Below are 22,579 nucleotides of genomic sequence, written 5' to 3'. Positions count from 1 at the left end.
CGGCAGGGTTGCCCAAAACGATCCGTGACTCTCCGGCGTATTATCCAGCAAGACCGTCGGCAACGTGCTGTCCAGCTTGTCGCGTAATTCATCGTGTAACGTTGCTTGAGTCAGTAAGGCCACCGGTGCCGCATCGTCCAGCATATACGCCAGCCGTTCGGCGGGATAGGCGGGATCAAGCGGCACATAAGCCCCGCCGGCTTTGAGGATCGCCAGCAATCCCACCACCATCCCCAGACTGCGTTCGACACAAATGGCGACCCGATCATCCGGCCGCACCCCCAGCGCGATCAGGTGATGCGCCAGTTGGTTGGCACGGCGATTCAGTTCGCCATAACTGAGAGCCTGCCCCTCAAACACAATGGCGGTGGCATCAGGCCGCTGTGCAGCCTGCGCTTCAAATCGTTGGTGGATCAGCGCATCCTGCGGGAAATTGGCTTGTGTGGCGTTAAAGTCCACAAGGATTTGTCGGCGTTCTGCGGCGGGGAGCACCGGCAGGGACAGGATCGGTTGCTGCGGCTGTTGGATCAGCGCCTCAACCAGCTCATGCAGGGCGGTGACAAGGTAACGGGTCAGGCGTGCGGGGTCGGCTCCCGTTGCGGTCTGGGCAGCGAGCCGGAAATCCGCGCCCATATCATCCACCGCCAGGGTGATAGGGAAGTTGGTGCGTTCTTCGGCCGTCAGGAGGCGCATCCCGCGCCAAATTTCATCATTGACCGGATCTGCCTCACTGACATGACTGTGGCGGTAGTTCAGCAGGGTAGTGAACAGGGGCAGGGGGGCGGCCACGCCGCTGCACTGCTGGGCCAGCGCCAGCGGTGCCTGCTCATGTTCCAGCAGGGTGGTCAGGTTGTGATAGGTAGCCTGTACCACGGCTTGTGCGCTCAGGCCGGCCAGCGCAATCCGTACCGGCAGGGTGTTGATAAACATGCCCAATATCCTGTCGGCACCTGCGACCCCCTGCAAGCGCCCCAGTAAGACAGAGCCGAACACCACGTCATCACGGCCGCTGGTCTTGGCCAGAACCTGCGCCCAGGCGACATGGAACAGCACGCTGGCACTGACTCCCGACCGGCGCGCTTGGGTGCGGATGGCGCTGGCCAGCGCTGGCTCAAGCAACTGGTGGGCTTCGCTGATCGCATTGTCATCGCGGGGGATCTCAAGCAGCCCAAAGGGGGCGGTGGGTTCCTCAATATCCGCCAGTTGGGTACGGAAATAGGCTGCATGTTCAGCGACGGGCACGCTTAGCGTTTGGGCAACAAAATCACGGTACGGCAGGGCGGCAGGCAGGGTGTCGGCATGGCCCAGCAATATTTGGGCCATCTCGGTGAAAATCAACTCCATGGCCAGATGGTCACTGACCAGATGGTGAAAACGCAGCGCCAGCAGCCACTCATTGGGTTGTGGATCGTGGGCAATATCAGCGGCAAACAGAGGGGCCTGTCGCAGGTCGAGACGGTGGTGGCGGGGATCGGTGGCGGCACGCAGTTGGGCTACAACGTCTTCTTCGGTGTCTGGGATCGGTGTAAAGACCTTGACAGGCAAGGTTGCCTGACGCCAGACCACCTGAACGGGCTGGGACAAGCCCTGCCAATGGACGGAGGTGCGCAAAATATCATGGCGGTCGATAATGTGTTGCAGGGCGGTCAAAAAGGCATTGAGCTGTTCACGGCGGTCAAAGGCGAACAGGCTGCGCAGCAGATAATCGTCCCCTTGGGTCTGCAATAAATGGTGGAATAAAATCCCTTCCTGCAACGGGGCGAGCGGGTAGATATCCTGTACATTGCCGGCACCGCCGGGGATCACCGCCGACAGGGTGGCGATCTCGGTGTGGGTCAGTGACACCAGCGGCAACATGTCGGGGGTGATCACCGTGCAATCAGCAGGAATAAGATTGGGGGGCACGGCGAAAGCCGGGGGGGCATTTTCGGGAGATAACAGGGTTTGTGCCAGCGCCCGCAGGATCGGGGCATCGAACACGCTGCGCACCTCCAGCCGCCAGCCCAACTTGTGCAGTCGCTCCATCAGGCTGACGATTAACAGCGAGTGCCCGCCGAGTTCAAAGAAGTGGTCATGGCGGCCGACGTGTTCCAGTCCCAGCAGGTCTTGCCAAATTTGGGCCAAGGCAATTTCCACTTCCCCCACCGGGGCTTCATAGTGGCGGGTGATCACCGCCGAACCGTCAGGTGCTGGGAGCGCCTGACGGTCGAGTTTGCCGTTGGGGGTCAGCGGGAAAGCATCCAGCATCACAAAGGCGCTGGGCAGCATATAATCAGCAAGGTGCTGGGCGAGTTGCTGGCGAAGTTCCGCCGGCAGCAGTTCGATACCCTCCTGAGGCCGCAGGTAAGCCACCAGATGTTTTTGCCCTGTCGCGTCTTCACGAACGAGAACGACGGCCTCGCGCACGCCGTGACACTGCATCAGTCTTGCCTCGATTTCGCCCAGTTCAATACGGAAGCCACGCAGCTTGACCTGAAAATCATTACGGCCGAGGTACTCGATATTGCCATCGGGCTGCCAGCGGCCAAGGTCACCGGTCTTGTACATCCGAGCTTGCGTGTCGGCAGAGAACGGATCACGCAGGAAACGTTCCGCCGTCAGTTCAGGCCGGTTCAGGTAACCGCGCGCCACACCGGCTCCGCCGATATAAATTTCACCGGCCACGCCGAGGGGCACCGGCTGACCATGTTTATCCAGAAGATAGATCTGGGTATTGGAGATTGGGCGGCCAATAGGAATGTCTTGGCGGCCATCTTTATCTTCCGCCTCAGGGATAACATAGGCGGTGGCGAAAGTGGTGGTTTCCGTTGGCCCATAGACATGCAGCAAATATTGGGGGGGATATTCGGCGCGCAGACTAATCGCCGGACGGGTGTCAGTCTGCTCCCCCCCGAACAGGACATAACGCAATCCTGCCAGTGAAGGGCCAATCAAATGGGCATAGTGGTTGAAAAGGGCAGACGTGAGGAACAGGGCGCTTATCCCTTGCGCTGACAGGCAACGACCAAAATCGTCGGGTTGCAACAAGATCTTTTCGGGGATCAACAGGATACGGGCACCATGAACCAAGCCGGACCACACTTCCCAGGTGGCGGCATCAAAGGAGATATTGGCGCAATGGGCAAGGCAGTCATTTGGGGTGATATCGGCAAAACCATTATTGATCAGCAAACGCAGTACATTGCGGTGCTCAACCATCACCCCTTTGGGCTGGCCGGTGGAACCGGAGGTGTAGATCACATAGGCCAGATGACGGGCGGTCAGCCCCAGGGCTTGCGCATCAGGGTTGTCAGCCGGTTGTGCCGCTAACCGCGGGTCTTGGTCATCAAGGAGATGATCAAGTAACACCGTTAGCAGGGTGCCGGACAGTTTATCGCGTTGGCCTGTCTGGGTCAGTAAGACCACGGGAGCAGCATCGTCAAGCATATACGCCAGCCGCTCAGCCGGATAGGTGGGATCGAGTGGCAGATAAGCCCCGCCGGCTTTCAGGATAGCGAGCAAACCGACGATCAATTCCAGACTGCGCTCGGCACAAATGGCGATTCGGTCATCCGGCCGTACCCCCAGTGCAATCAGGTGATGGGCTAGCTGATTGGCACGGCGATTAAGCTCACCATAGTTGAGCGTTTGTTCCTCAAAGATCAGCGCCGTGGCGTCAGGATGTTGTGCCGCCTGCGCTTCAACTAGCTGGTGGATCAACGCATTTTGCGGGAAATCGGCCTGCGTGGCGTTAAAGTCCATAAGGACTTGTTGGCGTTCCGCGGCGGGGAGCACTGACAGGGACAGGATCGGTTGCTGTGGATGCTGGATCAGGGCTTCCATCAGGCTATGCAGGGCGGTGACAAGGTAACGGATAATGCGTGTGGGATCGGCTTCCGCTACGGTCTGGGCGGTGAGCTGGAAACCTTCGGCGCCCAGATCATCCACTGACAGGGTGATGGGGAAGTTGGTGCGTTCTTCTGCCGTTAGGAAGCGCATCCCGCGCCCAATGTCATCATCCACGGCCTCCGTGTTTGTCTCACTGACATGACTGTGGCGGTAGTTCAGCAGGGTACTGAACAGGGGCAAGGGCGCGGCCACGCCGCTGCACTGTTGGGCCAGCGCCAGCGGTGCCTGCTCATGTTCCAGCAGGGTGGTCAGATTTTGATAGGTGGCCTGCACCACGGCCTGCACGCTCAAATCAGCCAGCGCAATCCGTATCGGCAGGGTATTGATAAACATGCCCAATATTCTGTCGGCACCCGTGACTCCTTGCAGGCGTCCCAGCAAGACAGTGCCAAACACCACATCGTCATGGCCGCTGGTGTGTGCCAGCACCTGCGCCCAGGCAACATGAAACAGCACGCTGGGGCTGACGCCCAGACGGCGGGATTGGGCGCGAATGGCGTTTGCCAGCGCAGGAGCAAGCAACAGGGTTTCTTCATTGATAACATCGTTGTTGCGGGGGATCTCAAGCAGCCCAAAGGGGGCGGTGGGTTCTTCAATATCGGCCAGTTGGGTACGGAAATAAGCTTCGTGCTCGGCGGCAGACACACTTAAGGCTTGGGCAACAAAGTTGCGATAAGGCAGGGCTGCCGGCAGGGTTTCGGCATTGCCCCGCAATACCTGAGCCATTTCAGCGAAAATCAGCTCCAGTGTCATGTGGTCACTGACCAGATGGTGAAAACGCAGGGCCAGCAGCCATTCATTGTGTCGCGGATCATGGGCAATATCGGCGGCAAACAAGGGTGCCTGCCTCAGGTCGAGGCGGTGGTGGCAGGGATCGGTGGCGGCACGCAGTTGGGCTACAACGTCTTCCCCGGTGTCCGGGGCGGGGGTAAAGATATTCACGGGCAATATTGCCTGACGCCAGACCACCTGAACGGGCTGGGACAAGCCCTGCCAATGGACGGAGGTGCGCAAAATATCATGGCGGTCGATAATCTGTTGCAGGGCGGTCAAAAAGGCATTGAGCTGTTCACGGCGGTCAAAGGCGAACAGGCTGCGCAGCAGATAATCATCCCCTTGGGCCTGTAATAAATGCTGGAAGAAAATCCCTTCCTGCAACGGCGCGAGCGGGTAGATATCCTGCACATTGCCGCCGCCGCCGGGGATCACCGCCGTCAGGGTGGCGATCTCGGTGTGGGTCAGTGATACCAGCGGCAACATGTCGGGGGTGATCGCCGTGCAATCAGCAGGAATAAGATTGGGGGGCACGGCGAAAGCCGGTGGTGCATTCTGGGGAGATAACAGGGTTTGTGCCAGCGCCCGCAGGATCGGGGCATCGAACACGCTGCGCACCTCCAGCCGCCAGCCCAGTTTGTGCAGCCGATCCATCAGGCTGACGATCAACAGCGAGTGCCCGCCCAGCTCAAAGAAGTGGTCATGGCGGCCGACTTTTTCCAGTCCCAGCAATTCTTGCCAGATCTGGGCCAGGGCAATTTCCACTTCCCCCACCGGTGCTTCATAGTGGCGGGTAACCGCCGCCGACGCGTCAGGTGCCGGCAGTGCCTGCCGGTCGAGCTTGCCATTCGGCGTCAGCGGGAAGGCATCCAGCATCACAAACGCGCTGGGCAGCATAGAGTCGGTCAGATGTTGCGTGAGTTGCTGACGCAGTTCAGCGGGCACCAATTCAACCCCCTCCTGCGGTCGCAGATAAGCAACCAAACGTTTTTGCGCCGGCTCATCTTCGCGGGCGATCACGACAGCTTCACGTACACCATGACACTGCATGAGTTGGGACTCAATCTCCCCCAGTTCAATGCGGAAACCGCGCAGCTTGACCTGAAAATCATTGCGGCCAAGGTACGCGATATTGCCGTCGGGCAACCAGCGGCCAAGGTCGCCGGTCTTGTACATCCGGGCATCGGGGTCGGCAGAGAACGGGTCACGGAGGAAGCGCTCGGCCGTCAGTGTCGGCCGGTTCAGGTAACCACGTGCCACGCCGGCGCCGGCAATATAAATTTCACCACTTACCCCAATGGGCACGGGTTGCCCGTGCCCATCCAGAATATAGATCCGGGTATTGGCGATCGGGCGGCCAATCGGTGGTGTTTTTTCTTTCTGACGGTCACAGGGATAGAGGGTGGCGCAGACGGTGATTTCTGTCGGGCCATAGGCATTGAGCATCTGCCGTCCCTGTGCCCAGCGTTTGACTAAGGTTGGCGGGCACGCTTCACCGCCCACCAGCAAGGTGTGTAAGGTATCGGGCAGAGCATCCATGGCCGCCAGTGCGGTCGGTGACAGGAGCACATGGCTAATGGCATGGGCCGCCAGATAACCGGACAGGATCTCACCCGGCAGCAGGTCGGCACGTTTGGCGAGATAGAGTCGGGCGCCTGCCACAAAAGCCATGGCGCATTCCCAGATGCAGGCATCGAAACTGTTTGAGGCGAATTGTAAGACGCGGCTGTCAGGAGTCAGTGCCAGCGTATTTTGTTGGGTGGTCGTTAAATTACACAGGCTGCGATGTTCGATCATCACCCCTTTCGGTTGGCCGGTGGAGCCGGAGGTGTAGATCACATAGGCCAAATGGCGGGCGGTCAGCCCCAAGGCCTGCGCATCAGGGTTGTCAGCCGGTTGTGCTGCGAATAGCGGGTCCTGGTCATCAAGGAGATGATCAAGTAACACCGTCGGCAGGGAGACGGCCAGTTTGTCGCGTTGGGCGGCCTGAGTCAGCAAGAGCACCGGCGTGGCGTCTTCAAGCATATACGCCAGTCGCTCGGCCGGATAACTGGGGTCAAGCGGCACATAAGTCCCGCCCGCCTTGAGGATCGCCAGCAAACCGACGATCAGTTCCAGACTGCGTTCGACACAGATGGCGACCCGATCATCCGGCCGTACCCCCAGCGCAATCAGATGATGCGCCAGCTGATTGGCACGGTGATTCAGTTCGCCATAGCTGAGGGTTTGTTCCCCAAAGACGGCGGCGGTCGCCTCAGGTTGCTGTGTGGCCTGCGCTTCAAATAGCTGGTGGATCAGCGCCCCTTGCGGAAAATCGACCTGAGTGGCGTTAAAGTCCACGAGGATTTGTTGGCGTTCTGCCGCCGATAACAGGGGCAGTTGGTCTACGCGTTGTGTCGCATCATTCGCCATTGCAACCAGTACTTGTTTCAAATAGCCGATCATCCGTTCAATGGTTGCGGCATCGAACAGATCAACCACATACTCCAGCTCCCCCAATAGACCTGATTCGGTTTCAGTCAGTGATAATGTCATATCGAAGTGGGCACTGTGACGTACCAATTCAATCGGGGTGAGTTGCAGATCCGGTAACGTGAGCGTCTTGGGGGGCGTGTTATTGAGCGCCAGCATCACCTGAAAGATTGGACTGTGGCTTAAACTACGCTCAGGTTGCAGCGTTTCCACGACCTGTTCAAAAGGCAGATCCTGATGCGCATAGGCTGCCAGCGCCCGTTCGCGGACTTGGGTCAGCAAGTCGGCAACGCTGGGGTTATCACTGAGTGTGACACGCAAAGCCAGTGTATTGACGAAGAAACCCATCAGCCCTTCCAGTTCTTTGTGCGGACGATTGGCGATGGGAGTGCCAATAACCACCTCCTCCTGACCACTCAGCCGGGCGAGGACAACACTCCAGGCTGTCAGTACAACCATAAACAGCGTCGTATTATGGTGTTGTCCAATCGATTTAAGTGATGCCAGCAAGTCAGGATCGAACTGAACAGATAATCGGTGCCCGGTATAAGTTTGTACCGCCGGACGAGGTCGATCCGTGGGGAGCGTCAGCAGGGATGGGGCACCTTCGAGTTGGCTATGCCAGAAATCGCGCTGTTGGGCAAGCACTTCGCCCTGTAACCATTCACGCTGCCAGACCGCATAGTCGGCGTACTGAATGGGAAGGGTAGGGAGCAGGGCATCAACGTGATCACGCTCGGCGCGATAGAGTACCTCTAATTCGTGCACCAAGACGCCAATAGACCAGCCGTCAGAAATGATGTGATGCTGAGTAAGCAACAGGATATGTTCTTCATCTGCCAGTTGCAGCAATTGGCCGCGGATCAGCGGACCCTGAGTCAAATCGAAAGGCGTCTGTGCCTCAAGCTCAGTCACTTCCGCAATGCGGGTCGCGTGCTGTTCTGTGTCCAACGGGCGCAGGTCTTGATAAGCGAGGGCAAGGCCGATATCGGCCGGATCAATGTATTGGCAAGGTTGACCCTCAATAAGGATAAAACGGGTACGCAGATTTTCGTGGCGCGCAATCAGGCGATTGAGGGTGTTATTCAGGGCATCACGGTTCAGTTGACCGGTCAGGCGTAGCGCTGCCGGTATGTGGTAGGCCAGGCTTGCGGCCGGATCGAGTTGGTTAAGGAACCACAAACGTTGTTGGGCGAAAGATAATGGCAGAGGCGTATCACGGGGCGCCGATTTGATTGGCGGCCGCTTCTGATGTTTCTGTGCCTGTAATTGTTGCTTAATTTTCTTTTTTAAAACAGCACGTTTCAGGTTATTGTGATTGTTGTTAGACCGTATCATTGATGATTACCTCCGCGATTATTTTCTCCGTCTAAAATCGTCATTAATTCTTCGGTTGACATGAAATCCAGCGCATTTTGCAGCGATTCAACCTCGTTTTCCCCGATGGCCTCCATTTGGACTGCCAAGATGATCTCCGCCTGTTTCGCTAATTGCGGGGAAAGAAACAGCGAAGAGATGGGGATATCGACCCAGAATTCGTCTTGAATGCGTGTTGATAACTGCATAAGCATCAGTGAATGCCCCCCAAGTTCAAAAAAGTGGTCATGGCGACCCACTTGTTCTAATCCCAGCACCTCCTGCCAGATTTGGGCCAGAATCATTTCTTCCTCACTGTCTGGCGCCTCATAATGATGGGTTACCACCGCCGACGCGTCAGGGGCAGGCAGGGCCCGACGGTCGAGTTTGCCATTGGGCGTCAGCGGGAAGGCATCCAGTACCATAAAGGCGCTGGGCAGCATATAGTCGGCAAGGTGCTGGGCGAGTTGCTGCCGCAGCTCCGCCGGAATCAGCTCGCAACCCTCCAGAGGCAGCAGATAGGCCACCAGGCGTTTTTGATCCGGTTCGTCTTCGCGTGCCAGAACGACGGCTTCACGCACGCCGTGGCACTGTCTGAGACGGGTTTCGATTTCACCCAGCTCAATGCGGAAGCCGCGCAGCTTGACCTGAAAATCATTGCGGCCGAGATACTCAATCGTGCCGTCGGGCAACCAGCGACCGAGATCGCCGGTCTTGTACATGCGGGCATCGGGATCGGCAGAAAACGGGTCACGGAGGAAACGTTCCGTCGTCAGGGCTGGCCAGTTCAGGTAACCGCGGGCGACGCCGGCACCACCAATATGGATCTCACCAGCCACACCGAGGGGTACGGGCTGGCGGTGGCTGTCCAGAATGTAAATCTGGGTATTGGCAATCGGGCGGCCAATGGGAATCGAACGGTCAGGCTCGACGGGAGAGGCAATGGCATACGTTGTCGCAAAGGTGGTGGTTTCCGTCGGGCCATAGCCATTAATCAGATGGGCGGGTCGGGATTCAGCCAACTGTACTTGCTGTATCTTCCTTGGGTCGAGCACATCACCGCCAACCAGTAAGTAACGCAATTGTCCGAACAGGGGGCTGAGCGCATTCAGGTATTCGTTAAACAGCCCCGCCGTTAGCCAAAGGGCCGTGACTTGCCCGTTGATCAGTGTCTGGCAGAACAGCACCGGATCAAGCAGTACCGATTGGGCAACCAGATGCAGGCGTGCACCATTGAGCAGGGCCGCCCAGATTTCCCAGGTCGAGGCGTCAAAAGCCGGATTGGCGCAATGGGCAATGCAGTCATTCGGACTGATATCCGCAAAACCACTGTTAACGATCAGACGCAGGACATTGCGGTGCTCAACCATCACCCCTTTGGGTTGTCCCGTGGAGCCGGAAGTATAGATAATATAGGCCAGATGGCGTGACATCAGCCCCAAAGCCAGTGGATCGGGGTTGTGAATCGGTTGTTCCGCCAGGAATGGTGCTTGAGCGTCGAGGATGACCACAGGCATGATAGATTCAGAACGTGATAACTTATCGGCATGGGCGGCCTGAGTCAGCAAGGCCACCGGCGTGGCATCTTCAAGCATATACGCCAACCGCTCGGTCGGATAGGTGGGATCAAGCGGCAGATAAGCCCCGCCGGCTTTAAGGATAGCGAGCAAACCGATGATCAGTTCCGGACTGCGTTCGGCACAAATCGCCACCCGATCATCCGGCCGTACACCCAGTGCTATCAGATAATGGGCCAATTGATTGGCCCGGCGATTAAGCTCGCCATAGCTGAGCGTTTGCTCCTCAAATACCAACGCAGTAGTCTCAGGCCGCTGTGCGGCCTGCGCTTCAACTAGCTGGTGGATCAGCGCGTCTTGCGGGAAATCAGCTTGTGTGGCGTTGAACTCTACCAGCAATTGTTGCTGCTCTGCCACCGGCAAAATGGGGATATCCAGAATCAGTTGTTGCGGATTGTGCACTAACGCATCAATCAAACCCCTTATGGCTGTCAGAAGATAATGGGTGACACGAACCGGATCGATATTGGCCACCGTATAGGCGGTCAGACTAAAACCCTCGCCCAAATCGTCCACCGATAGTGTAATGGGATAGTTGGTTCGTTCCTGCACGGTGAGAACACGCATACCCGACCAGACGGTATTAGCATCCTCTTCATTGGCTTGAGAATGACGATAATTGAACAAGGCACTAAACAATGGCAGGGGTTGTGCCACACCACTATTTATACCACTACAGCCTTGAGCCAGCGCCAACGGTGTCTGTTCATGTTCCAGCAGCGTCATCAAATCACGATAGGTCGCTTGCACTATAGATTGTACACTGTGACCTGCCAGAGAAATGCGCATTGGCAGGGTATTGATAAACATGCCTAATATTTGACCTGAATCAGCCCCGCCTTGCAGACGGCCCAGCAGCACGGAACCAAAGACGACATCGTCACGACCGCTGGTCTTGGCCAATACCTGTGCCCACGCGACATGAAACAGGACACTGGGGCTGACTTTCTGGTGTCGGGCCTGGGAGCGAATGGCCTGCGCTAACTCTGGATCAAGAACCAGTTGGGCTTCGGTAATGGATTCATCCTTGTTTGTGGGTGGATCATCGGCTATTGAAAGAACACCAAACGGTGCTGTCGGTTCGTCAATATCAGCGAGTTGGGTACGGAAATAGTCCTCGTGCCCTGCGGCTGATACGCTCAGGGTCTGGGCAATAAAGTTGCGATAAGGTAGCGCGGTGGGCAGTGTTTCCTGACCCTGTAATATCAAGGCCATTTCCGCGAAAATCAGTTCCAGTGTCATATGGTCACTGACCAGGTGATGGAAACGCAGTGCCAACAGCCATTCATCCTGTGCCGGATCGTAGGCAATATCTGCCGCAAACAGGGGCGCTTGCGTCAGGTCGAGGCGATGCCGATGCGGATCAGTATGTGCTTGCAGTTGGTCTGGGACATTGTCGGTTGTGGCTGGCGTGAAAATATGAATATTCAGCGGGGCCTGACGCCAAACCACCTGAACCGGTTGTTCCAATCCTTGCCAGTAAACCGACGTGCGCAAGATATCATGGCGGTTAATCACCTGCTGCAAGGCATCCAGAAAGCGTTCGAGACGCTCACGGGAATCAAAAGCAATCAGGCTCTGTAACAGATAGATATCACCCTGTGTCTGCATCAGGTAATGAAACAAGATGCCTTCCTGCAACGGTGAGAGTGGGTAGATATCCTGTATATTGCCCGCACCACCGGGAATGGTTTCTGCCATCGCATCAATCTTGGTCTGGGACAGAGAAACCAGTGGCAGCATATCGGGCGTGATGGCCGTGCAATCGTCAGGAATAAGATTGGGCGGCACCACAAAGGTATTGCTGTCACGCTGAATGGTTTGTGCCATATCGGCGAGGATCGGGGCGGCGAAGACACTGCGAACATCGAGCTTCCAGCCGAGACGACGCAGCGCCTCGATCAGACTGACGATCATCAATGAATGCCCCCCCAGTTCAAAGAAATGGTCATGGCGACTGACGTGTTCCAGTCCCAGTAAGTCTTGCCAAATTTGAGTCAGGGCAATTTCTGTTTCACCAACCGGGGGTTCATAACCACGGATCACCATCGCAGACGCATCAGGCGCAGGGAGTGCCTGACGGTCAAGTTTGCCATTCGGCGTCAGCGGGAAAGCGTCCAGTACCATAAAGGCGCTGGGCAGCATATACTCGGCCAGATGCCGGGCGAGTTGTTGACGCAAATCTGCCGGGATCAGCTCACAACCCTCCATCGGCCGCAGATAAGCCACCAGCCGTTTCTGATTGGATTCGTCTTCACGTGCCAGTACAACTGCCTCACGCACGCCATCGCACTGCATCAGTCTTGCCTCGATTTCCCCCAGTTCAATCCGGAAGCCACGCAGTTTGACCTGAAAATCATTACGACCACAGTATTCGATATTGCCGTCGGGTCGCCAGCGACCAAGATCGCCAGTTTTGTACATGCGGGCATTGGACTCGGCAGAGAACGGATCGGCAAGGAAACGTTCCGCCGTCAGTTCAGGCCGATTGAGGTAGCCGCGGGCGACACCGGCACCGGCGATATAAATCTCGCCGATAACCCCTAGCGGGACGGGTTGTCCGTGGTTATCCAGAATATAGATACGGGTATTGGCAATCGGGCGGCCAATGGGAGGCGCACCCTCTTCCTCACTGTCACATTGATAAAGGGTGGCCCAAATGGTGGTTTCCGTCGGGCCATAGCCATTGATCATCAGCCGTCCCTGCGCCCAGCGTTTGACCAGAGTTGGCGGACACGCTTCTCCCGCCAGCAGCAACATTTGCAGCGTATCGGACAGTGAATCCATCGCCGCCAGCGCGGTCGGTGACAGGATCACATGGCTGATGGCATGGGCAGTCAGGTAGCCGGACAAAATCTCACCGGGCAGCAGGTCGGCACGTTTGGCGAGATAGAGGCAGGCACCGGCTACGAAAGTCATGCAGTATTCCAGAATGCAGGCATCGAAACTGTTTGAGGCGAACTGTAAGACGCGGCTGTCAGGGGTGAGTAGCAGCGCGTTTTGTTGGGTGGTAATTAAATTACACAGACCGCGATGTTCGATCATCACTCCTTTGGGTTGGCCGGTGGAGCCGGAGGTGTAAATGATATAGGCCAGATGGCACGAAGTCAGCCCCAGCGTGTGTGCCGATGGATTGTCATCGGGCTGAATCGCCAAATGGGGGTCTGGGGTATCAAGCAATATTGTCGGTATGGCACTGACTGGTATGGCGTTGTCTAACTGATCAACCAGAGCGGCCTGAGTCAGTAAGACCACGGGGGTGGCATCTTCAAGCATATACGCCAATCGCTCGGCCGGATAGAGAGGATCAAGTGGCACATAAGCCCCGCCAGCCTTGAGGATAGCAAGCAAGCCAATCACTAATTCCAGACTGCGTTCGACACAAATGGCGATCCGATCATCCGGCCGCACCCCCAGCGCAATCAGATGATGCGCCAACTGATTGGCACGACGATTCAGTTCGCCATAGCTGAGTGTTTGTTCCTCAAATACGGCGGCAATGGCATCAGGACGTTGTGCAGCCTGTGCTTCAACCAGTTGGTGGATCAGGACATTTTGCGGGAAATCCGCCTGAGTCGCATTAAAATCCACCAACAATTGTTGCCGTTCCGATTCCGGCTGCATCGGCAGAGTGGCAATCCGTTGCGTTTCATCCGCCACCATCGCCGTCAGTGTATTGGTTAAGTAGAGGACCAGGCGTTCAGCGGTTGCCGTGTCAAACAAATCGCTGGCATATTCCAGGTAGCCCACTAAACCGTTCTCGGATTCACCCAAAGGCAATTCACTTAAAGACAAGGTTAAATCAAAATGGGCACCACGATGAGCCGGCGCCATCGCCGCGAGTTGTAAACCCGGTAATGTCAGCGCTTGGGCTGGGGTGTTATTCAACGCCAGCATCACCTGAAAGATCGGGCTGTAGCTGAGGCTGCGTTCAGGCTGGAACGCTTCCACCACTTGCTCGAAGGGCAAATCCTGATGGGCATAAGCCGCCAGCGCCCGTTCCCGCACCTGTGTGAGGAGATCTGCCACCCTGAGGTCATCATTGAATGTTACGCGCAAGGCGAGGGTATTAACAAAGAAACCCATCAACCCTTCCAGTTCATGGTGCGAACGGTTCGCCACCGGCGTACCAATGACAATTTCATCCTGACCACTCAGCCGGGCGAGTACGCTACTCCAGGCTGTCAGGACAATCATAAACAAGGTGCTGTTATGGCGCTGTCCCAGTTGCTTTAGTGATGCCAGTAATGGGGCATCAAGATGGAAAGAAACTTGGTTGCCGGCATAAGTCTGGACGGCGGGGCGCGGCCGATCCGTGGGCAGTGCCAGTAAGGCCGGCGCGCCCTCAAGTTGGGCACGCCAGAAGTCACGCTGCTCAGCAAGGAGGGTTCCTTTTAACTGCTCATGTTGCCAAACCGCATAATCCGCATACTGAATGGGCAGGGGCGGCAAGGGATTATCTTCCCCATCAAGGGCGGTGCGGTAAAACTCACCCAATTCGCGGACCAGCACCCCAAGCGACCAGCCGTCAGTGATAATGTGATGCTGGGTCACCAGCAGGATATGCTCTTCATCGGCCAGTTGCAGTAGCTGACCGCGAATAAGGGGACCCTGAGCAAAGTCGAAAGGAGTCTGGGCCTCAAGATCAGCCAGTTCGGTAACGCGACGGGTGCGCAGGCCGGGATCGAGCTGGCGTAAGTCATGGTAAGACAGGGCAAAACCGATATCAGCCGGATCAATATGCTGGCAGGGTTGGCCGTCAACCAGCACAAAACGGGTGCGCAGACTTTCATGGCGGGCAATCAGGCTGTCAAGTGACCTCGTCAGCGCGTGGCGGTCAAGCTGACCGGTGAGACGCAGTATCGCCGGTAAATGATAGGCCAGCGCCGCAGCCGGATCGATTTGGCTGAGAAACCATAACCGCTGTTGTGCGAAAGAGAGCGGTAGCGATCGATTCCTGTCTGCGGGTGTGATCAATAACGGCTGTTGCTGATCACCGCGAGCCTGCAATTGCTCTGCCACTCTTTTCTCTAGTACCGCACGTTTCAAGTCATCGAGGTTCATGTGAGTTCTTGTCATGGTTTACTGTCTCCACGGGTATCGTCTCCGCCTAAAATTGCCATCAATTCTTCTGCCGACATTGAGTCAAGATCGCTTTGGAGTGATTCAATTTCGTTTTCCCCGACCGTACTGATTTGCGCTGAGAAAATGATGGCGGCTTGCTCCATCAATTTGGGCGACATGAATAACTCGGTCAGGGAAATATTGACCAAAAATCGGCTTCTTATACGTGCTATCAGCCTGACGCCCATCAATGAATGTCCACCCAATTCAAAGAAGTGGTCGTGGCGGCTGATACGCTCCAGTCCTAATAATTCCTGCCAGATCTGAGCCAGATCCGTTTCTATTTTTCCCTGTGGCGGCTCATAATCATGGGTCACCACCGCAGACGAATCCGGGGCAGGCAGCGCCCGGCGGTCGAGTTTGCCATTCGGCGTCAGCGGGAAAGTGTCTAATGTCACAAACGCGCTGGGCAGCATATAGTCGGCAAGGTGCCGGGTGAGTTGCTGGCGCAGTTCAGCCGGTATTAGCTCGATACCTTCCTGTGGCCGCAGGTAGGCAACCAACCGTTTCTGATCCGGTTCGTCTTCGCGCGCCAGCACGACCGCCTCAAGCACGCCGGGGCACTGTCTGAGACGGGTTTCGATTTCCCCCAGCTCAATGCGGAAGCCCCGCAGCTTGACCTGAAAATCATTGCGGCCAAGATATTCGATATTGCCGTCGGCCAGCCAGCGACCAAGGTCGCCGGTCTTGTACAGGCGGGCATCGGGATCTGGGGAGAATGGATTAAGCAGGAAACGCCCTGCGGTCAATGTCGGGCGATTTAAATAACCACGGGCCAGCCCTGCGCCGGCAACATAGATCTCACCCGTTGCGCCAAAGGGAACAAGACGACCATGAGAGTCGAGAATGTAGATTTGGGTATTGGCAATCGGGCGGCCAATCACTGAAACTGCCGGTACACCTGATTGGGCGGAATATTCATACCAAGTTGCATCACCACACACTTCGGACGAACCGTAAAAATTGAGCAACCGGAGTCCGGGGTAATGGGTTACTACTTGCTGCGCCAGTTCAGGGGCGAGCCGTTCCCCGCTGCAAATCAATAGCCTGATTGATGTTAGAGAGTGACGGTTATCGCGGTGATCATCATCATGATCAGATATCAGGAGGTTCAATAGGGAAGGGACGACCACCAAGACGTTAACGTCAAAACGCTGCAAGCCTTCGCCGAAACGAACCGGATCTTTCACTGTGTGGTTATCGAAAACCACCAGTTTGCCGCCAGCCAGTAATACGCCCAGCGTTTCAGTGATTGAATCAACAAAGCTGATACTGGTTTTCAGGGCGCCCACCAGAGGCGATGTCGCGATGTCCCGGACAAACCACAACAGCCGGTTGCACAGGGCTTGGTGGCTACTCATCACGCCTTTGGGCAACCCCGTGGAACCTGAGGTATAAACCACATAAGCCAGATGGTGAACCGCCAGATCCGCAACCTCTGGATTGTGTTCGGGTTGGGCTTTCATCAGCGGCTCTTGGGCGTCGAGCGTGACTATTGGTATAGATACTGGTATGAAATCGTCAGACTCAGGGCGGGTAAAGCGATCAGCCCATGCCATTTGTGTCAGGATGACAACGGGGGCTGAGTCTTCAAGCATATATTTCAGCCGCCCGTTGGGATAAGCGGGATCAAGTGGCACATAGGCTCCCCCCGCCTTGAGAATGCCAAGTAGACCCACCACCATTTCCAGACTGCGTTCGACACACACGGCGACGCGATCATCCGGCCGGATACCCAATGCAATCAGATGATGCGCCAGTTGATTGGCGCGGCGATTCAGTTCGCTATAGCTGAGCGATTGTTCGCCATATACCACGGCGATATCGGTGGAATGGCGTGCCGCTTCGGTTTCAAGGAGTTGATGGATTAGGACATCTTGTGGGAAGTCTCGTTGTGTGGCATTGAAGTCCACGAGTAATTTTTGTTGCTCCGGGGCGGGTATCACCGGCACTTGCAGAATCGGTTGCTGCGGGTTGTGGATCAGTGCCTCAATGAGGCCACTCAGGGCGGTAACCAGATAGTGGGTTATCTGTGCTGAATCTATACCCGCCACCGTCTGGGCGGTAAGTTGAAAACCCGTACTCAAATCATCCACTGACAGGGTGATGGGATAAGTGGTGCGTTCTTCTGCGGCCAGAGCACGGATGCCGGTCCACGTTGTCTCCGCAGCCGCTGTCTCATCCGCGGCGCTGTGGCGGTAATTTAACAGGGTACTGAACAGCGGTACTGGCGGTGCCACGCCGCTGCAACGTTGTGCCAGAACCAGGGGTGCCTGTTCGTGTTCCAGTAACATCATCAAACCGTGGTAGGTGTCCTGAACCACGTCCTGTACGGTGCGGTTGGTCAGGGAAACCCGCAAGGGCAGGGTATTGATAAAGATACCCAGTATTTGTTCTGCCTTTGCCCCGCCCTGAAGCCGGCCCAACAACACGGAGCCAAACACCACGTCATCACGGCCGCAGGTCTTGGCCAGTACCTGCGCCAAGGCGACATGGAACAGCACGCTGGGACTGACTCCCAGACGGCGCGCCTGGGTACGGATTGCATCGGCCAGCGCCGGGGTGACAGAAAGACGCGCCTCGGTAATCAGGTCGTTATCCGGGGGCACTTTGAGCACCCCAAACGGCGCAGTCGGTTCGTCAATATCAGCCAGTTGGGCACGGAAATAAGCCTCGTGTGCGTCAGCCGGGATGCGCAAGGTTTGGGCGATAAAGTTGCGATAGGGCAGGACGGCCGGCAGTTTCCCCGCCTTTTCCTGTAGGATGAGCGTAATTTCGGCAAAAATCAGCTCCAGTGTCATATGGTCGCTGACCAGATGATGGAAACGCAGCGCCAGCAGCCACTCATTTTGTTCCGGCTCATGGGCGATATCGACGGCATACAACGGGGCGCGGGTCAGATCGATACGGTATTGGCGTGGATTGGTATCAGCCCACAGTTGGGCCGCGACATCCCCCGCGGTGACGGGCGTAAGGATGTTGATACTCAAGGACGCCTGACGCCAGACCACCTGAACAGGATTTGCCAATCCTTGCCAGTGAACCGCCGTGCGCAGAATATCATGGCGGTCGATAACCTGTTGCAGGGCCGCAAGGAAAGTATCGAGACGCTGGCGGCTGTCGAAAGCGAGCAAATTTTGCAGCAGATAATTATCCCCCTTGGTCTGAAGCAGGTGATGGAACAGGATACCTTCCTGCAACGGCGCGAGCGGGTAGATATCTTGCACATTGGCGGCACCGCCCGGGATATGTTCAACAATGGCGTCAATTTCGGCCTGGGACAGCGAAACCAAAGGCAGCATATCGGGCGTGATGGCCGTGCAGTCTGTCGGGATCTGGTTGGGCGGCACGACAAACGTCTCAGTGTGACACCGGATAGCCTGCGCCATATCAGCGAGGACGGGGGCGACAAACACGCTGCGGACATCCAGTTGCCAGCCCCGCTGGCGCAGTTCTTCAATCAGGCTGACAATCATCAGCGAGTGGCCGCCGAGTTCGAAGAAGTGATCATGGCGACCGACGTGTTCCAGCCCTAATAGGTTTTGCCAAATCTGGGCGAGCGCCATTTCCATCTCGCCAAGTGGCACCTCATACTGGCGTACCACCACAGAGGACAAATCGGGTGCCGGCAGTGCTTTGCGGTCCAATTTGCCATTGAGGGTCAATGGGAAGGTGTCAAGCATGACAAAGGCACTGGGCAGCATATAGTCAGCCAGATGTTGAGCAAGTTGCTGGCGCAGTTCCGCTGGCAGGAGTTCGATACCCTCCTGTGGACGCAAATAAGCGACCAAACGTTTCTGTCCCGGTGCGTCTTCGCGCGCCAGTACGATGGCCTCGCGCACGCCGTGACACTGCATCAGTTGCGCCTCGATTTCGCCGAGTTCAATACGGAAGCCGCGCAGCTTGACCTGAAAATCATTGCGGCCGAGGTATTCGATATTGCCGTCAGGCAGCCAGCGGCCAAGATCGCCGGTCTTGTACATGCGGGCAGCGGGTTCGGCAGAGAACGGATCGGCAAGGAAACGTTCCGCCGTCAGTGTCGGTCGATTCAGGTAGCCACGCGCCACGCCCGCCCCACCGATATGGATTTCTCCAACCACACCGAGGGGTACGGGCTGGCTATGGCTATCCAGAATATAAATGCGGGTGTTGGCGATCGGTTTTCCGATGGGCACGTTGTCGGGGAGATGTTCCTGATGATTAATATCAAATGTGATACAACCGACCACCGTTTCAGTCGGACCATACTCGTTAACCAGCCGTGATTCAGGCGAGAGTTCACGCCAAAGGGCAACAAGTGAACGGGGGAAGGTCTCCCCGCCGACGATAAAACAATGGGCAGGGCAGAACTGTTTGGCCGTTAGTAATTCCTGACCAATGGCGGCAAGATGACTGGGCGTAATCTTAACCAGCGTTGTGGACGCCATTGGTGTGGATAATAGTGCGGGCACCAGCTCAGTCAGTTCCTGCCCTTCCCGAATAAGGTGGATTTTGCCGCCACAAAGCAGCGGTAGGTAAATACTGGTGACAGTGGCATCAAAGGAAACCGGGGAGGATACGATGCTGTTTGTCTGTCCGGCAGCCCCATAATGACTGTGAGCCCACTGCAAGTAATTGCTCAATCCGCGGTGTTCGACCATCACCCCTTTGGGCTGGCCAGTGGAACCGGAGGTGTAGATCACATAGGCCAGATGGCGGGCAGTCAGCCCCAAGGTGTGCGCATCAGGATTATCAGCCGGTTGTGCTGCAAGTTGTGCCGCTAACAGAGGGTCTTGGTCATCAAGGACATGCTCAAGTAATATCGTTGGCAGGGTGCCGGACAGTTTGTCGCGTTGGGCAGCCTGAGTCAGCAGGACCGCTGGGGCCGCATCTTCAAGCATATAAGCCAGCCGCTCGGCGGGATAGGTAGGATCGAGCGGCAGGTAAGCCCCGCCGGCCTTAAGGATAGCCAGCAAACCGACGATCAGTTCCAGACTGCGTTCGGCACAAATGGCGACCCGATCATCCGGCCGTACCCCCAGTGCAATCAGGTGATGGGCCAGTTGATTGGCACGACGGTTCAGTTCGCCATAACTCAGCGTTTGCGCTTCAAAGACTAACGCCGTGGCATCAGGGCGTTGTGCCGCCTGTGCTTCGAACCGTGGGTGGATCAGCGCATCCAGCGGGAAATCGGCCTGTGTGGCGTTGAAATCGATCAGCAATTGCTGGTGTTCTGCCGTCGATAACAGGGGCAGACGGGCAATGGGTTGGGTTGCATCGTCCTCCACCATTGCGGCCAGTACGTGTTGCAGATAGCCGGCTATCCGTGCAACCGTGGCGGCATCAAACAGGTCAACCGCATATTCCAGTGCCCCGAACAGGCCGGCATCGGTTTCGGTCAGGGACAGGGTTAAATCGAAGTGGGCGCTATGGTGTGCTTGCTCAAGCGGGGTAAATTGCAGTCCCGGTAACGCCAGCTCGATGGCCGGTGTATTGTTGAGGGCCAGCATGACCTGAAAGATCGGGCTGTGGCTCAGGCTGCGTTCCGGCTGGAGCGCTTCCACCACCTGTTCAAAAGGCAGATCCTGATGGGCATAGGCGGCCAGTGCCCGTTCGCGGACTTGGTTGAGCAATCCGGCCACCGTGGTGCTGTCATCCAGAGTGACGCGCAAGGCCAGCGTATTGACAAAAAACCCGATCAATCCCTCCTGCTCATGGTGCTGACGGCCGGCAATCGGTGTGCCGATCACCACCTCCTCCTGACCACTCAGCCGGGAGAGGACAAGACTCCATGCACTGAGCAGGGTCATAAACAGGGTGGTGTGATGGCGCTGGCCTAGGGCCTTAAGTGCCGCCAATAAATCTGCATCAAAATGAAGCGGGATTTGGCTACCGGCATAGCGCTGTATCGACGGGCGGGGACGGTCGATGGGCAGGGTCAGCAGGGCGGGGGCACCTTCAAGCTGGTCACGCCAGAAATCCCGCTGCGCAGTGATCAGCTTATCGTTGAACTGTGCATGTTGCCAGACCGCATAGTCCGCATACTGAATCGGCAGCGGTGGCAGGGGATGATGATTTCCCTCAAGCGCCGCGCGGTAGAAAGTCTCCAATTCGCGTACCAGCACCCCAAGCGACCAGCCGTCGGTAATAATATGGTGCAGGGTGAGCAATAACACATGCTCCTCCCCGGCCAATTGCAGCAGTTGAACGCGGATCAGCGGACCTTGGGCAAAATCAAAGGGAGTCTGCGCTTCGCGTTCGGCCAGTTCGGTCACCCGGTTGCCCAGCAACGCCGGATCAAGCTGCCGCAGGTCATGGTAAGTCAGGGGGAAACCGGTATCAGCGGGATCGATATGTTGATAGGGTTGGCCTTCAAAGAGCACAAAACGGGTACGTAAACTTTCATGGCGTGCAACCAGCCGGTTAAAGGCCGTCGCCAACGCCGGATGATTGAGTGAACCGGTCAGGCGTAGTGCCACCGGAATATGGTAGGCGAGACTGGCTGCCGGATCGAGTTGCCCCAGGAACCACAGGCGCTGTTGGGCAAAGGAAAGCGGTAACGGCTGGCGTCTGTCAGCGAGGGGAATCTCCGTTTGCGTGGTAGCCGCGGCGTCCGTCAGTGTCTGGGCTAATTCTTGCAGCACCGGCCGGGCAAACAAAGCCTGTAACGGGAGCTCACGTGACAATATCTGACGTATGCGGGAGACCAATTGGACGGCAAGCAGCGAGTGCCCGCCAAGCTCAAAGAAGTGATCATGGCGGCCAACCTGCTCCAGCCCCAGTAGGTTTTGCCAAATTTGTGTCAGGGCAATTTCTACGTCCCCCACCGGGGCTTCATAGTGGCGGGTGATCACCGCCGAACCGTCAGGTGCCGGCAACGCCTGACGGTCGAGTTTACCATTCGGCGTCAGCGGGAAAGCGTCTAATGTCACAAACGCGTTGGGCAACATATATTCGGCCAAATGTTGGGCGAGTTGCTGGCGCAGTTCGGCCGGCAGGAGTTTGATACCCTCGTGTGGACGCAGGTAAGCGACCAGCTGTTTTTGTCCTGCCGCGTCTTCGCGCGCCAGCACGACCGCATCGCGCACGCCGGGGCACTGCATCAGTTGTGTCTCGATTTCCCCCAGTTCAATACGGAAACCGCGCAGCTTGACCTGAAAATCATTGCGGCCGAGATATTCGATATTGCCGTCGGTCAACCAGCGGCCGAGGTCGCCGGTTTTGTACATGCGGGCATCCGGTTCGACAGAGAACGGATCACGCAGGAAGCGCTCCGCTGTCAGTTCAGGCTGGTTCAGGTAACCGCGGGCCACACCCATCCCGCCGATATAGATTTCACCGGCCACACCAAGGGGCACGGGCTGGCCCTGTGTATCCAGAATATAAATCTGGGTATTAGCGATAGGGCG

3 protein-coding genes are annotated in these 22,579 nt (G+C 56.8%); all 3 read right to left on the bottom strand.

The window, feature by feature from the left end:
• Positions 1-8,472 (bottom strand): non-ribosomal peptide synthetase (locus tag PSI17_RS12270; RefSeq protein WP_273552237.1); only part of this gene is annotated, 8,472 nt, incomplete at its 3' end.
• Positions 8,469-15,146: a non-ribosomal peptide synthetase gene (locus PSI17_RS12265; protein ID WP_273552236.1), complete on the bottom strand. Its 6,678-nt coding sequence runs from the start codon at positions 15,144-15,146 to the stop codon at positions 8,469-8,471. The genes PSI17_RS12265 and PSI17_RS12270, both read right to left, overlap by 4 nt.
• Positions 15,143-22,579 (bottom strand): non-ribosomal peptide synthetase (locus PSI17_RS12260; RefSeq protein WP_273552235.1); only part of this gene is annotated, 7,437 nt, incomplete at its 5' end. The genes PSI17_RS12265 and PSI17_RS12260, both read right to left, overlap by 4 nt.

The sequence above is a fragment of the Xenorhabdus sp. IM139775 genome (assembly GCF_028598745.1).
Classification (GTDB): Bacteria; Pseudomonadota; Gammaproteobacteria; order Enterobacterales; family Enterobacteriaceae; genus Xenorhabdus.
This window is presented reverse-complemented; position numbering and strand designations above follow the sequence as displayed.

What these genes read in the sequence shown, in the direction of transcription:
- PSI17_RS12265 (WP_273552236.1), bottom strand. Translation starts at nt 15,146, where the DNA reads ATGACAAGAACTCACATGAACCTCGATGACTTGAAACGTGCGGTACTA.